The following is a 13,963-nucleotide window of genomic DNA, read 5'->3' as shown; positions in this document are numbered from 1 at the left end:
CGCTACGCGAGCCCGGACCGCTCCAGCGCATCCGTACCGGCCCGCAGAGCCGTGATCCGCTCATCGAGCGTGAACCCGGCCGGAGCCAGAGTCAGCGTCGTGACACCTGCCGCGGCATACGCCTGCATCCGCTCGGCGATCCGCTCGACCGAACCGAGCAGCGTGGTCTGGTCGATCAGCTGGTGCGGCACAGCGGCAGCGGCGCCGTTCTTGTCGCCGGACAGGTACTTGTCCTGAATCTCGGCGGCTTCCTTCTCGTACCCCATGCGCTGCGCGAGCTGGTTGTAGAAGTTCTGCTTGCGGCTGCCCATACCGCCCACGTACAGCGCGGTGTACGGACGGAACATGTCCGCGAGGCCATTGATGTCGTCACCGACGGCCAGCGGCAGCGTCGGGCAGACGTCGAAGCCCTCCATGGTCTCGCCGGCCTTCTCGCGGCCCGCCCGCAGGTACTTCACCGCGGTGTCCTCGAGGTGCTCCGCGGACGGGAAGATCAGCAGCGCACCGTCGGCGATCTCGCCGGTCTGCTCCAGGTTCTTCGGGCCGATCGCGGCGATGTAGAGCGGGATGTGCTCGCGCTGTGGGTGGACGGTGAGCTTGATCGGCTTCCCCGGACCGTCCGGCAGCGGGAGTGTCCAGTGCTGCCCCTCGTACGACAGCCGCTCACGGGACATCGCCCTGCGGACGATCTCGACGTACTCCCTGGTGCGGGCCAGCGGCTTGTCGAACTTGACGCCGTACCAGCCCTCGGAGACCTGCGGTCCCGACACGCCGAGGCCGAGGCGGAACCTGCCGCCGGAGAGCGAGTCGAGGGTGGCGGCGGTCATCGCCGTCATGGCCGGCTGGCGGGCCGGGATCTGCATGATCGCGGAGCCGACGTCGATGGACTCGGTCTGGGCGGCGACCCAGGTCAGCACGGTCGGCGCGTCGGAGCCGTACGCCTCGGCCGCCCAGCAGACGTCGTAACCGAGCCGGTCGGCCTCCTGGGCGACGGCGAGGTTGTCGCCGTCCATTCCCGCGCCCCAGTAACCGAGATTGATGCCGAGCCGCATAGCCGCTCCCCTTACCGATCAGTAACGTCCCTGAGCTTCGGACTCTAGCGCGCGGCAACGGGTTCCGGCAGGGGCGACTTGATGCCGGGTTGTCCACAGGCTTCCGCCGGGTGGGGCTCTGGCCAGTAATCTCAGCGCACATGGAGCAGAGGCATCTCGGCCTAACCGGCCTTCGAGTGTCCCGGATCGGGCTCGGCACCCTGACCTGGGGCCGGGACACCGACGAGCACGACGCTGCCGAACAGCTGAAAGCCTTCTGGGAAGCGGGCGGCACGCTGGTCGACACGGCCGATGTGTACGGCGGTGGGGAGGCCGAATATCTGCTCGGGCGACTCACCGAGGGCCTGGTGCCACGGCGCGATCTGGTCATCGCGACGAAGGCGGGCAGCGTGGCCGACCCGTACCGCCGGTTCAACGGATCCCGCGGCCATCTGCTGGCCGCGCTGGACGCCTCCTTGGAACGGCTCGGTACGGATTACGTGGATCTGTGGCAGATCCACGCCTTCGACCCGGTGACTCCGCTGGAGGAGACCCTTCAGGCGGTGGACCTGGCCGTGTCCACCGGCCGCGCCCGGTACGCGGGGGTGTCGAATTTCTGCGGCTGGCAGCTGGCCAAGGCGGCGACCTGGCAGCTCGCATCGCCCGGGGTGCGCACCCGGCTGGCGAGCACCCAGATGGAGTACTCCCTGTTGCAGCGGGGTGTGGAACGCGAGGTGCTGCCGGCCGCGCTCGATCTGGGCGTGGGGCTGCTGCCTTCCTCCCCGCTGGGCCGGGGTGTCCTGACCGGCAAGTACCGGACGGGCACCCCGGCGGACTCACGCGGCGCCTCGGAGCTGCTGGCCCCGTTCGTCGAGCCGTATCTCGACGACCCGGCGAGCCGCATCGTGGACGCGGTGGCGACGGCGGCCGACGGCCTGGCCACGACGGCGCTCCAGGTTGCTCTCGCCTGGGTGCGGGACCGGCCGGGAGTGGTGGCCCCGATCGTCGGTGCACGCAACGCGCAGCAGCTCACGGAGGCATTGTCAGTGGAGGCGCTTAGTCTTCCTGACGAGATCTGCCAGGCGCTCGACGATGTGTCGGCGCCCGTGCACCGCTATCCCGACCAGGACTGGAGCACGCTGTGACTGCGCTTCCCCGGGGGGAAACCCCCGGCTCCCCGGCCGCCGACGACGACAGCGTTGTCGCGGACCCCTCCGCCGCCGTGCCCGCTCCGTCCTCGCAGGACGAGGGTCACGACGGGGGCGAGGGATCGACGACGGCCGATGACGCCGCCGACGCCGCGGAGACGGACGGCGACGACTCCGGGACCGACGAGGCAGCCGAAGCCGGGGCCGACGGCATGACGTACACCGATGAAACGGCCGACGGGACCGATGGCACGGCCGACACCGACGGGACAGCCGCGGACGACGGCGCCGTGGACGGTTCGGCTGCCGCCCCCGCACCGCTCTCCGAGGCCGAGGCCGAGCTCGCCGCCCAGCGTGAGCTGAGGGAACGGATCGAGAAGCGCAAGGCCGAGAAGGAAGGCCCCATCGCCGCCGGTGCGAAGCTGAGCGGCCAGGCGGCCGATCTGCTGGCGGCCGTGCGTGCCGTGGAGAGCGGTGAGAAGCCCGCCGCCGCGTTCTTCGACTCGCCCGCACCCGCCACCCCTCGCCGGGCCGCTCCCACGCCCGCTCCGGTACGCCCCCGCGCGCCGGAGCAGGCCCCGGCTCCGCAGGGCGCCTCGCCGGAGGCCATCGCCGCGGTGGCCGCCGTACTGGCCGAGGGCGGGGCACCCGGAGCGCTGGCGCGCCCGGCTGCCGAGGCCCTCGGTGCGCAGGCCGCCGATGCCCTGCGCGAGGACCCGTGGCAGTTGCTGGCCGTGCCGGGAGTCAGGCCCGAGCAGGCCGACGGTTTCGCACGGGCCGTGCTGGGCACCGAATGCGGTCCGGACGACGAGCGGCGCACCGCGGCCCTGGTCGGCTGGCTGCTGGAGCGGGCCGCGCTCCAGGGCCATACGGCACTGGACGCGACGGCGGTACGTGCCGCGCTCACCGAGCGCTCGGTGACCGACCCCGACTCAGCCGTACAGCATGCCGTTGCCGCGGGCGTCGTCCTGGTCTTCCAGGACGGGCAGGACGACCAGGAGTCCGACGCACCCGCGGAACCCGGCGAGGACGCCGAAGTGGGCGCAGAGGACCGGGCCGGGCAGGAACCGGTGCAGGTGCTGCTTGGTCTCGACCGGTACGCACTCGCCGAGGAGAGCCTCGCCGACGGTCTGGCCCGCCTGATCAACACCTGTGAGAAGGACGCCGACTGGACGGAGCCGGCCTCGGCCGCGGGCTCCCCGTCGGCGGCCGAGCTGATCCGTGCGGTCGCGGCCCATGGCCTCGTGGCGCACACCGGCGGCGAGGCGGCCAGGGCCGAACCCGCCGCGCTGATCACCGCGGCCCGCGGCCTCGGACTGCGCGCCCTGGGTGCCGTGCACAGCGTCGACGGCAGGCGTCGGCTGTCCGAGGCGACCGGCGATCCGTCGGCGGCCGTCACACTCGCCGGGCTGCTCTCCGGCGCGGAGGGCCCGGGACGGGACGAGGAGGGGGCGATCGCCGTCGACCTGCTCGTCGTGCTGGACGCCCCGCAGCTGGACGTCGAGACCGCCGCGATCCTCGTGGAGTCGCTGGCCGACGGCACCCGGCTGGTGCTCAGCGGCGACCCGGGCGTACTGGGCTCGGCCGGTGCGGGGCGGGTGTTCGCCGATGTGCTGGCGGCCCGTGCCTGCCCGCAGATCGTGTCCCGTACGCCGGATCCGGGACCGATCGGCGAACTGGTCTCCGGCATCGGAATCGGCGAGCTGAACCAGGTCGCGGCGCCCGGCAGGGAGGTGGTGATCGTCCCCGTGCGCGATGCGGGCGAGGCGGTGCACCGCACGGTGCAACTGGTCGCCGACTCGGTGCCGCGCGCCATCGGCGTACCGTCGGCCGACACCCAGGTGATCACCGTCGGCCACGGCGGCTCGGCGGGCACCCGGGCGTTGAACGCGGCACTGAAGCAGCGGCTCAACCCCGGTCCGGGGCGGTTCGGCGGCTTCGACCCGGGCGACCGTGTCGTCCATGTCCCGACGCCCGGCAGGACCGTGCCCGGGGTGGTCGTCTCGGCCGACGCCGAGGGCCTGCACCTGGACTGCGCGGGAACGAAGGTCGTCGTACCGCAGGAGCGGGTGGAGTCGTCCGTTCGCCACGGGTGGGCCCTCAGCGCCCACCAGGCGGCCGGGATGCGGTGGCCCGCAGTGGTCGTCGTGCTCCCGGGTGACGCCGCCCAGGGGCTGAGTCGCCCCTGGGTGTACACCGCCTTCAGCCGCGGCCAGCGGCATCTGTCCGTCGTGCACGGGGTGGATCAGGCGCTCCAGCGCGCGGTCGCGCAGTCCCCGGCCCAGGACCGCACGACGCGACTGCGCACCCTGCTGGAGGCTCCGGCCGGATGACCGGCCCGCACCCTGTCCCCCACCGCCGGACGGGCTCGGTTCCGAGCCCGTCCGGCGGACGGATCAGGAGCTGTCCACCACCAGGCCGACCGGCTCCTCGTCCGATTCGTCCTCGTCGAAGACGGCGCTGACGTCGAAGCGGCAGACCACCAGCTGCGGGTCCGCTTCGTCGAACGGTGCGCCGAGCCACTCCCCCGCCTCGGGCAACTCCTCCGCAGCCGTGACCCAGAGCGTGGAGTCGCCCTCCTCCAGACCGAACTCCGTATGCCGGGAAGCGATCTCGTCCGGTTCGTACTCGCCGAAGAGCACTCCGAGCGCGGCATGGACGCTGGAGCCCACCACCGCGGCGCTCCCGCCGGCGCGGTCGTCCGGATCGAGGTCGGCGATGCGCTGGGCCTGTGCGAGCAGCCGCGGCGGATCCACCACCGCGTAGTCGCGCCGGATCAGCACACTCAGCGCGTTCGGCTCCTCGGGGCCGGCGTACGGCGGCAGGGAGTCCTCCGCACCCGGGATCTCGAAGGGAGTGACCTCGTCGTAGCGGTCGTAGAGCAGTTCGTCGTAGAACTCGGCGGCAGCGGCCAGTGCATTGAACGCGTCATAGACAGCGGGATCATCGTCCCCTGTCCGGCGTTCGACCGCCTCGAGGTGATGGTCGAGCGCGGCTTTGATCGCTTCGGCGGCGGCGCGTACCTCGGCAGCGGTGGGCTGCGCAGCATCAGACATAGTGCAGACGCTATCCGTACACGGGCTCTGCCCGCACAATAGATGCGATGCCGGAATACGAATTTGTCGATGTGTACGTACCGCGCGGGGTGTCCCGGAAGGAGACGGCCCGCCTGCTGACCGACCATGCCGAGTACGGGCACTGGGAGTTGGACCGGCTGACGCTGCGCCGTGACGGCAGCCGCAGGGTGCGGCTGCGCCGACGGATCATCCGCCAGCTCCGGGCCACCTGGTGAGACGGAGCGGGCCCCGCAATCGCGGGGCCCGCTCCCTTCACTGTGCTTGCGTCGCCGCTCAGGACCGCTAGGCGGACATCCGGGCGCGGCGGTACAGCACTGTGCCCGCACCCGCCAGCAGCAGGCCCACGCTCGCCGGGACCAGCAGGTCGAGCCCGCCCGCTCCGGTGTGTGCGAGCTGCGCGACGTTCTGTGTCCCGTGCGCGTTCGACACGTTTCGCGGTCCGGGTGCCGGGGGCTGGTTCTCAGTGACCGGAGTGACCGGAGTGACCGGAGTGCCGACCGGCGGCGTGACGACGTCCGGAACATTTCCGCAGTCGTTGCCGGAGGCGGGATTGAGCAGTCCGCCGATGGTGACACTGTTCCCGCAGGCGTTCACGGGGATGTCGATGGGCACCGCGATGTTGTTGCCCGAAAGGACACCGGGCGAGCCGCTCGTAACCCCCTCGGCCGTTGCCCCGCTGCCGGTGCCGCTCGTGACGGCCCGGTGCCTGCCGGTCCCCGCCCGGTGCGCCTGGGTCCGGTCGTCGGACTCCTGACTGCCCGAGGCAGCGCTCTGCGAACCGTTTCCGCAGGTGTTTCCTGCGGCCGGGTTGAGCAGTCCCACGACGCTCACGGAGTTGCCGCATACGTTGACCGGTACGTCGACCGGGATCTGGACCGAATTCCCTGAAAGCACCCCCGGGGAATTCGATGCGCCGCCGGCCGCTCCCGCGTCGGCGTGCGCATAACCGCCACTCAGCGCGAGCACGCCGCCCGCAGCCGCCATGGTGATCAGGCCTTTACGCGTGACCTGTCGCATAGATTGTTTCCCGCCTTCTACCTTCCGGAATACCCCCGGACTTGACCGTGCGGGGGCCGATTACCCAGCGGCCCCGGAGTGCATGGCGTGCACTCCGGGGCCGACCGGATTCAAACCCTTACGGGTTGACGCACAACGTCAGGCATTGGCACAGGTGTTGCCGAAAGTGGGGTTCAGCAGCCCGACCACGGAGATCGTGTTGCCACACACGTTCACCGGCACGTGCACGGGCGCCTGGATGACGTTGCCCGAGAGCACACCGGGGCTGCCGACAGTGGCGCCCTGGGCACCGGAGTCCGCGACGGCCATGCCCGCACCCGCGAGCACCAGACCACCGGTGACAGCCGCAGCAGCGACGACCTTCTTGATCATTATTCCTCCTAGTTGGCAATGCGGTCCCAGCCGCGGACCGCATCACTTGTAACGAGGAAGAGGTAATTGGGCTACGAGCGTATGGTTCCTTTCACTCGTTCCGGTCAAATACGCACACGCTGGCGATTGTTGACGCCGAGAATCAGCGGAAAAGCGGCAGAGACTCAGCAGTTGTCGATGAAACGGTCGAGCACCCGCACACCGAACTGCAGACCGTCCACGGGTACACGCTCGTCCACGCCGTGGAACATGCCTGCGAAGTCCAGCTCCGGCGGCAGCTTCAGCGGTGCGAACCCGAAGCAGCGGATACCGAGGTCGTCGAAGGACTTGGCGTCGGTACCGCCGGAAAGCATGTAAGGGACGGCACGCGCGATCGGGTCCTCCGCCTTCAGGGCGATCTGCATCGCGTCCACGAGCGAACCGTCGAAACTGGTCTCCAGCGCCTTGTCGCCGTGCACGTCCTCGCGCTTCACCCGCGGGCCGAGGATCCGGTCCAGGTCGGCCAGGAACTCGTCCTCGAAACCGGGCAGGAACCGGCCGTCGACATGGGCGGTGGCCTGGCCGGGAATCACGTTCACCTTGTAGCCGGCGCCGAGCATGGTGGGAGCGGCGGAGTTACGGAGCGTGGCGCCGATCATCTTGGCGATGCCGCCCAGCTTGGCCAGCGTGGCCTCCATGTCCTCCGGGTCGAGCGGCGTGCCGAGCGCATCGGACAGTTCGTCGAGGAAGGACCGTACGGTCTTGGTCACCCGGACCGGCCACTTGTGCCGCCCCAGCCGTCCGACCGCCTCGCAGAGCTCGGTGATCGCGTTGTCGTTGTTGGTCATCGAGCCGTGACCGGCGGTGCCGTCCACGGTGAGCCGCATCCAGTGCATGCCCTTCTCGGCCGTCTCGACGAGGTAGAGCCGCAGCTTCTCGTTCACCGTGAACGAGAAGCCGCCGACCTCGCCGATCGCCTCGGTGACACCCTCGAAGAGGCCGGGGTGCTTGTCCACGAGATACCGCGCGCCGTACGTACCGCCCGCCTCCTCGTCCGCGAGGAAGGCCAGCACGATGTCGCGCGGGGGCTTGCGGCCGCTGCGCATCCGGTCGCGGACGACCGCGAGGGTCATCGCGTCCATGTCCTTCATGTCGACCGCGCCGCGGCCCCACACGCAGCCGTCCGCGACCTCGCCCGAGAACGGGTGGTGCGTCCAGTCGTGAGCATTGGCCGGAACCACATCGGTGTGCCCGTGGATCAGCAGCGCGGGCTTGGACGGGTCCTCGCCCTCGATCCGCGCCACGGTCGAGGCCCGGCCCTTGTGGGACTCGAAGATCTGCGGCTCCAGCCCGACCTCGGCGAGCTTCTCCGCGACGTACTCGGCGGCGACCCGCTCCCCCGGACCCGAGTGGTCCCCGTAGTTACTGGTGTCGATCCGGATCAGCTCACGACAGAGGTCCACGACCTCGTCCTCGCCCGAGACGGTCCGGGCCGTGTTGGTCTCGCTCACACTGCTTCCTTCCACTGTCGCCGTGGTGCTCCCCCTCATCCTCCCGCGCACGGCCCGCACACCCAAGGCCCCCCACCCCCCGTCATGCGCCCTTCACACTCCCCCTGGCGTGATCGAGCACCCCCGAATGTTTGCTATTGTTTTCCACGTCGGAACGGGCCGGGCCCGCGAGACAGACACCTTGTCCGGGTGGCGGAATGGCAGACGCGCTAGCTTGAGGTGCTAGTGCCCTTTATCGGGCGTGGGGGTTCAAGTCCCCCCTCGGACACAGAGAGAATGCCGATCAGGAGCGATCCTGGTCGGCATTCTGCGTTGCGCCCGCACGGTCACATAGGGGCCGGAGAAGGATACAACCCTTGTTGAAACGGTTCATTCCTCGCTAACGTCCAGCAGCACGGAGGCCATCGCAGAGCGAGGAGTCCCATGAACCGCACGCACACGCCCGCCCTGCCCTGGTACGAGGACATGGGTCCCGGATCGGGCGGGCTGGAGCCGCGAGCCTGGTACGCGGGGTCGGATTCCGGGCGGATGTCGCTGAACGGGGAGTGGCGCTTCCGGCTCTCGCCGGGCGCCGCCGCGCATGACGAGTCGTTCGTGCGGCCCGGTTTCGATGCTTCGGGGTGGAAAAAGCTCGCGGTTCCCGGGCATTGGGTGCTGCAAGGGGCCGGTGGGGCTCCTGCGTATACGAATGTGGTGTACCCCTTCCCTGTCGATCCGCCGCGGGTGCCTGCCGAGAATCCCACTGGGGATCATGTGCGGACCTTCGATCTGCCCGGCAGGTGGCCCGGGGACGGCGAGGTGGTGCTCCGTTTCGACGGGGTGGAGTCCTGCGCCCGGGTCTGGCTCAACGGACAGGAGCTCGGACACTTCAAGGGGTCGCGGCTGCCGCACGAGTTCGCGGTCGGCGGGCTGTTGCGGGCCGAGGGCAATGTGCTGGCCGTACGGGTGCACCAGTGGTCGTCGGGGAGTTATCTGGAGGACCAGGACCAGTGGTGGCTGCCCGGGATCTTCCGGGACGTGACGCTGCTGGAGCGGCCGCAGGGTGCGCCCCGGGACTTCTTCGTGCATGCCGGGTACGACCATCGCGACGGGTCCGGGACCTTGCGGGTGGAGTGCGACGGGGCCGAGGGGCGGATCGTCCTGCCCGAGCTGGGCGTCGATGTCGCAACGGGCGAGGCGGTCACCGTGGCGGTCGAGCCGTGGACGGCCGAGACACCCCGGCTGTACGACGGGGAGCTGGTGACGGCCGGCGAACGGATTCCGCTGCGGGTGGGGTTCCGTACCGTCGTCGTGAAGGACGGTGTCATCAGGGTCAACGGGCGGCGGGTGCTCTTCCGCGGTGTGAACCGGCACGAGTTCCATCCGGAGACCGGGCGGACCGTGGACGCGGCGACCATGCGGCGCGATCTGGCGCTGATGAAACAGCACAACATCAACGCCGTGCGGACCAGCCACTATCCGCCGCATCCCGCCTTTCTCGATCTCTGCGACGAGCTGGGACTCTGGGTGATCGACGAGTGCGATCTGGAGACTCATGGCTTTGCCGGCCTGGAGTGGCGCAACAACCCGGTGGACGACGAGCGTTGGACGCCGGCACTGCTCGACCGGGCCGCACGGATGGTGGAGCGCGACAAGAACCATGCGTCGGTGATCATCTGGTCGCTCGGCAACGAGTGCGGATCGGGGCGCGGGCTGACCGCGATGGCGAAGTGGATCCGGGGACGGGATCCGGAGCGGCTGGTGCACTACGAGGGCGATCTGTCCTGCCGGGACGTCGACCTGTACTCGCGGATGTACCCGGCCCACGCCGAGGTCGAGTTGATCGGCAAGCGGGCGGAGGAGCCCTGGGGCGACGAGGAGTTGGACGCGCGGCGGCGGGCGATGCCGTTCATCATGTGCGAGTACGGGCACGCGATGGGGAACGGTCCAGGCGGACTCGGTGAGTACCAGCGGCTGTTCGAACGGTACGAGCGCTGTCAGGGCGGCTTCGTCTGGGAGTGGATCGATCACGGCATCGCCCACCCCGGGCACGGCTTCGCCTACGGCGGGGACTTCGGCGAGGAGCTGCACGACTCCAACTTCGTCTGCGACGGACTGCTCTTCCCCGACCGCACCCCCTCCCCCGGACTGATCGAGTACAAGAAGGTCGTCGAACCCGTACGGATCGAGCCCGTGGCCGGGGCGGGTGCGTGCGCGGTCAGAATCTCCAACGGGTACGACTTCGCGGGGCTGGAGCACCTGGACTTCGTGTGGTCGTACGAGGTGGACGGCGCACTCGTCGAGTCGGGCGCGCTCGATGTGCCGGACCTGGCGCCCGGCGCATCGGCCGAGGTGGGGCTGCCGATGGAGGGTGACGGGGTATGGACCGTACGGGCGGTGCTTGCCCGGGACACCGCCTGGGGTGAGCGCGGACATGTGGTGGCGTGGGGACAGGTGGAGGCCGGGGCGGCCGGGGCGGCCGGCGCTCCCGCAGCTGCGGTGGGTGAGCGGCCGGAGCGCAGTGAGGGGGTGATCACCCTCGGGGCCGGGGTCTTCGACGCGGCGACCGGGGCGCTGGTACGGCTGGGAGCGGTACCGGTGGAGGGGCTGCGGCTGGATGTGTGGCGGGCGCCCACCGACAACGACAACGGCGCGGCGTGGCAGCCCGACGAGCGATACGGGCTGCGCTGGCGGGAGTTGGGGCTGCACCGGATGCGGCACCGGACCGATGCGGTCGAGGTCGGCGAGGACGCGTTGGTCGTACGGACCCGGGTGGCGCCGGCGGGGGTCGGCCAGGGCCTGCGTACCGCGTACCGGTGGACGGCCGACGGGGAGCGGCTGGGGCTGACCGTGTCCGTGGTGCCGGAGGGCGAGTGGCGGGTGCCGCTGCCCCGGCTGGGGATCCGGTTCGGGCTGCCTGCCGCGTACGGTGGGGCGCGTTGGTTCGGCGGCGGGCCCGGTGAGGCGTACCCGGACACTCGGTCCGCCTCGGTGCTCGGGCGGTGGCAGATGTCCGTGGATGCGATGCAGACCCCGTACGTCCGGCCCCAGGAGAACGGCGCACGGGCCGATGTCCGGTGGGCGGAGCTGACGGACGGCAGCGGGGCGGGGGTACGGGCCGAGGGCGGTGCACCGTTCTGGTTCACCGCGCGGCGGTGGACGAGCGAGCAGCTGGATGCGGCGGAACACGTGACGGAGTTGCGGGCCGGCGAGACCGTCTGGGTCAATCTGGACCATGCGGTGCAGGGGATCGGTTCGCAGTCGTGCGGGCCGGGGGTGCTGCCGGAGTACCGGCTCGATGCGGAGGCTGCGGAGTTCTCGTTCGTGTTCTCGGCGACCGGCTGATCTGCGGCGACAGGCGGGGAGGGGCTTCCTCAGGGTGTGGTGCGGTACGGCGCGTCGCACGCCTGCCCCGGGCGACGACGTAGCATCGAGGCTTTGCGCGATCTTCGTACTTCGCAGGGGGAATGTGATGGACAGCAGACGCAGGCGACGGGGCGCACTCCTCGCCGGAACGGTCGCCGGGGCCGTGCTCGTCTCCGCCATCGGGCTGTGGGCGACGGACAGTTGGCCGTTCCGGGACAGCTACTGCTGGGGGGCGTGGGAGCAGAACAGCGGTGCGGCCTTCCTCGGTGACGACGGGCTCGACAAGTCCGGCTCCGAACGGCGCGCCACCGAGTCCGCGCCGCCCTCGTCCGTCCGTCACCACGCCAGTTGCACGGTCGCGGTGACCTCGACGGTTCCGGACGAAGACTCGGACGAGCCGCTCACGTTCAAGGAGCAGGTCACCGTCGAGTACGGTCCGGTTCCCACCGGGGTCGAGGAACACCGTGCCTGGATAGCCCGGTACTTCGACGGGTCGGCCTCCCAACTGCCCGACGGGCTCGACGGGCTGGTCGCCGGTGACCGGGCGATGCTGGTCCTGCCCGACACCTGTGATGTGGACGGCAGGCCGTCCGCGGTGACGATCCGGAGCGAGAGCACCGGCGACGGACATCTGGGCAAGGTGGCCATGCCGTTCACGATCGGCAGCCGGTCCGACGTCACCCGGCTGCTGCTGGATGCCGCCAACACCGGTATGCGGAAGGCCGGCTGCGCACCGGACGAGCCCCTGCGCATGACGTCGCCCATCGTGACGATCGCCGAGGACGACGAGACCGCCCGGAGCCCGCTGTGCCGGATACCCGGTGTGACGCTCGAACTCGGCCGGAGCTCCCAGTACCAGGAACAGGTGGGGGTGGTAGGCGAGCGGCTCCAGACCTGTTCGGTGGTGTGGCGCGCACCGCGGATGCCCGACGAGCCGGCGGCGCAGTACGTGATGGCGGGTGAGCCACGCCTGGTCGCGCTGTTCAAGGGGCTTCCCGAGGGTGTCGGCAACGGGCTCGTGCGCACCGAGTGCGACGGGCGGCAGACGGTGTTCTACGGAAACGTCCAGTCCGGTCTGGAGGGTGCGGGCCGGCCGGACGACCGGCAGGTGTTCACGAACTTCACCAAGTCCGTGAGCAAGCGCATCGGGTGCGGGGCCGGTGGGGTCGCGTGAACGGCGAGGAGACCGAGGAGAGCAGGGCAGCGGCAGTGGACGGCGAGAAGACCACAGTTCCTCAGGAGCAGGAGCAGGAGCAGGAACGGGAACAGGAGCAGGAGCAGGAGCACGAGCCACAGCCGGGCCCGTCCCCGGACCAGGAGCCCGCCCCCGCGCACACCCCCGTTCTGCGCCGCCTGTTCCGCAGCCGTACCGCTCGCGCCGTCACTGCCGCCGGGCTGGTCGGTGCTCTCCTCGGCGCCGGTGCGGTGGCCTGGCGGACGGACACGCTTGCGCTGCTCGGTCCCGCCCCTTGCTGGGACTCTCTCGGCGACTCGACCGTGTCGGACCTCTTCGGTGACCGCAGGACCGAGGTCGAGGAGCAGTCCCTGCAGGCCAATCCGCGCGATCGTGAACCGTCGTACGGACAGTGCCGCATCACCAGCTACAAGGACGAAAATGCCCGCCGCCAAGTGACCCTGCGGGTGCACCAGCTGGACGGTCTCCGGGGCACCGACGCGCACGAGTGGCCGCAGGAGTTCCTCGCGGCCGGCATGGTGTCGCTCGGCGACGGGCTGCCCGGGATGACCTCGTCGTCGCGCGCCTGGCTGGCGCTGCCGCAGAGCTGCACGGGTCGGGACGAGTTCACCGGTCCCACCGTGGTGGACATCGGCATGGGACAGGCCGGACTCGACACCGGGTCGGAGTACGACCGGGAGGACCGTGCCGCCCTGACCCGCGCGGTGGTGGAGGCGACCAATGGGGTCATCCGCGAATTCGGCTGCTCCGGCACCTACCGGATTCCTCGCACCCTGCCCGCCCTCGTGGACCGGCAGGACACGAAAACCAATGCCTTCTGCGGCGTCAAGGGCCTCACCGTCCCTGCGGCGTACCGCAAGGCTCTGAAGCAGACTCGCGTCGGCGACGACGGCGGGCCGGCCCGGGTCTGCGAGTCCGGTGACAGCTACTCCCCCGTCGTGCGGATGACCACGGTGACGGACCCGGCGCTGACCGAGATCTTCTCCAGGGACACGCACAAGGCCGGTCTGCCTCTCAAGGGCTCCAAGGGGTTCGGTCGGCTCGACGGATCGCGGGGCGTCTACCGGGCGAGCTGTCAGACCGGGCCCGTCATCTTCATGGTGGAGCAGTTGGATCAGCCGACGGACGAGGGCGTCGACCTCACGCGTGAGCTGCTGCCCGGCTATGTCGCCGCCGAGGCCGAGCGCATCGGGTGCGGCCCGGAGAGGGTGACGCTGCCGAACGCCTGAGTGCGGGGGGGGTGCAGGGCCCCGGTGGGCGGGCGGAACGGGCGATACTGTTCGGACAC

At 70.5% G+C, this 13,963-nt stretch carries 11 protein-coding genes and 1 tRNA gene; 7 read left to right on the top strand and 5 right to left on the bottom strand.

Annotated elements, in window-relative coordinates; all coding sequences use genetic code 11:
• Positions 1–2 precede the first annotated feature (2 nt).
• Positions 3–1,052, bottom strand: coding sequence for an LLM class F420-dependent oxidoreductase (locus NRF20_RS35205; RefSeq protein WP_266362815.1), 1,050 nt, complete (start codon positions 1,050–1,052; stop codon positions 3–5).
• A gap of 140 nt (positions 1,053–1,192) precedes the next feature.
• Between NRF20_RS35205 and NRF20_RS35200 the strand changes: the two genes are divergently transcribed.
• Both NRF20_RS35200 and NRF20_RS35195 read left to right on the top strand, forming a co-directional pair.
• Positions 1,193–2,176, top strand: a complete 984-nt coding sequence (locus NRF20_RS35200) for an aldo/keto reductase (RefSeq protein ID WP_413753909.1) — start codon at positions 1,193–1,195, stop codon at positions 2,174–2,176.
• Positions 2,173–4,512: a helix-hairpin-helix domain-containing protein gene (locus NRF20_RS35195; RefSeq protein ID WP_413753908.1), complete on the top strand. Its 2,340-nt coding sequence runs from the start codon at positions 2,173–2,175 to the stop codon at positions 4,510–4,512. Before NRF20_RS35200 ends, NRF20_RS35195 begins: the two co-directional genes overlap by 4 nt.
• A gap of 63 nt (positions 4,513–4,575) precedes the next feature.
• Here NRF20_RS35195 and NRF20_RS35190 read toward each other — a convergent pair whose 3' ends face one another.
• Positions 4,576–5,235, bottom strand: a complete 660-nt coding sequence (locus NRF20_RS35190; RefSeq protein ID WP_398629120.1) for a hypothetical protein — start codon at positions 5,233–5,235, stop codon at positions 4,576–4,578.
• A 47-nt stretch (positions 5,236–5,282) separates the two neighbouring features.
• Here NRF20_RS35190 and NRF20_RS35185 point away from each other — a divergent pair, with 47 nt between their 5' ends.
• Positions 5,283–5,471, top strand: a complete 189-nt coding sequence (locus NRF20_RS35185) for a DUF5703 family protein (protein ID WP_030918345.1) — start codon at positions 5,283–5,285, stop codon at positions 5,469–5,471.
• Positions 5,472–5,538: 67 nt separating this feature from the next.
• Here NRF20_RS35185 and NRF20_RS35180 read toward each other — a convergent pair whose 3' ends face one another.
• From NRF20_RS35180 to NRF20_RS35170, 3 genes are all read right to left on the bottom strand, one after another.
• On the bottom strand, positions 5,539–6,273 hold the full coding sequence (locus NRF20_RS35180; RefSeq protein WP_398629121.1) for a chaplin: 735 nt from the start codon (positions 6,271–6,273) through the stop codon (positions 5,539–5,541).
• 138 nt (positions 6,274–6,411) lie between these two features.
• Entirely contained in the window at positions 6,412–6,645 is a 234-nt protein-coding gene (chpH, locus tag NRF20_RS35175) for a chaplin ChpH (RefSeq protein WP_398629122.1), read from the bottom strand.
• 164 nt (positions 6,646–6,809) lie between these two features.
• On the bottom strand, positions 6,810–8,135 hold the full coding sequence (locus NRF20_RS35170; protein WP_266362808.1) for a M20/M25/M40 family metallo-hydrolase: 1,326 nt from the start codon (positions 8,133–8,135) through the stop codon (positions 6,810–6,812).
• 183 nt (positions 8,136–8,318) lie between these two features.
• Between NRF20_RS35170 and NRF20_RS35165 the strand changes: the two genes are divergently transcribed.
• From NRF20_RS35165 to NRF20_RS35150, 4 genes are all read left to right on the top strand, one after another.
• Positions 8,319–8,403: transfer RNA gene (locus NRF20_RS35165), tRNA-Leu, on the top strand.
• A 155-nt stretch (positions 8,404–8,558) separates the two neighbouring features.
• Entirely contained in the window at positions 8,559–11,459 is a 2,901-nt protein-coding gene (locus NRF20_RS35160; RefSeq protein WP_413753907.1) for a glycoside hydrolase family 2 TIM barrel-domain containing protein, read from the top strand.
• 127 nt (positions 11,460–11,586) lie between these two features.
• On the top strand, positions 11,587–12,654 hold the full coding sequence (locus NRF20_RS35155; RefSeq protein ID WP_413753906.1) for a hypothetical protein: 1,068 nt from the start codon (positions 11,587–11,589) through the stop codon (positions 12,652–12,654).
• Positions 12,651–13,904: a hypothetical protein gene (locus NRF20_RS35150; RefSeq protein WP_413753905.1), complete on the top strand. Its 1,254-nt coding sequence runs from the start codon at positions 12,651–12,653 to the stop codon at positions 13,902–13,904. The genes NRF20_RS35155 and NRF20_RS35150 overlap by 4 nt, the downstream gene beginning before the upstream one ends.
• The last annotated feature ends 59 nt before the right edge of the window (positions 13,905–13,963 follow it).

Source organism: Streptomyces sp. R-74717 (assembly GCF_047305335.1).
GTDB classification, from domain to species: Bacteria; Actinomycetota; Actinomycetes; order Streptomycetales; family Streptomycetaceae; genus Streptomyces; species Streptomyces atratus.
This window is presented reverse-complemented; position numbering and strand designations above follow the sequence as displayed.

What these genes read in the sequence shown, in the direction of transcription:
- NRF20_RS35180 (WP_398629121.1), bottom strand. Translation starts at nt 6,273, where the DNA reads ATGCGACAGGTCACGCGTAAAGGCCTGATCACCATGGCGGCTGCGGGC.
- NRF20_RS35200 (WP_413753909.1), top strand. Translation starts at nt 1,193, where the DNA reads ATGGAGCAGAGGCATCTCGGCCTAACCGGCCTTCGAGTGTCCCGGATC.
- NRF20_RS35160 (WP_413753907.1), top strand. Translation starts at nt 8,559, where the DNA reads ATGAACCGCACGCACACGCCCGCCCTGCCCTGGTACGAGGACATGGGT.
- NRF20_RS35155 (WP_413753906.1), top strand. Translation starts at nt 11,587, where the DNA reads ATGGACAGCAGACGCAGGCGACGGGGCGCACTCCTCGCCGGAACGGTC.
- NRF20_RS35205 (WP_266362815.1), bottom strand. Translation starts at nt 1,052, where the DNA reads ATGCGGCTCGGCATCAATCTCGGTTACTGGGGCGCGGGAATGGACGGC.
- chpH (WP_398629122.1), bottom strand. Translation starts at nt 6,645, where the DNA reads ATGATCAAGAAGGTCGTCGCTGCTGCGGCTGTCACCGGTGGTCTGGTG.
- NRF20_RS35190 (WP_398629120.1), bottom strand. Translation starts at nt 5,235, where the DNA reads ATGTCTGATGCTGCGCAGCCCACCGCTGCCGAGGTACGCGCCGCCGCC.
- NRF20_RS35185 (WP_030918345.1), top strand. Translation starts at nt 5,283, where the DNA reads ATGCCGGAATACGAATTTGTCGATGTGTACGTACCGCGCGGGGTGTCC.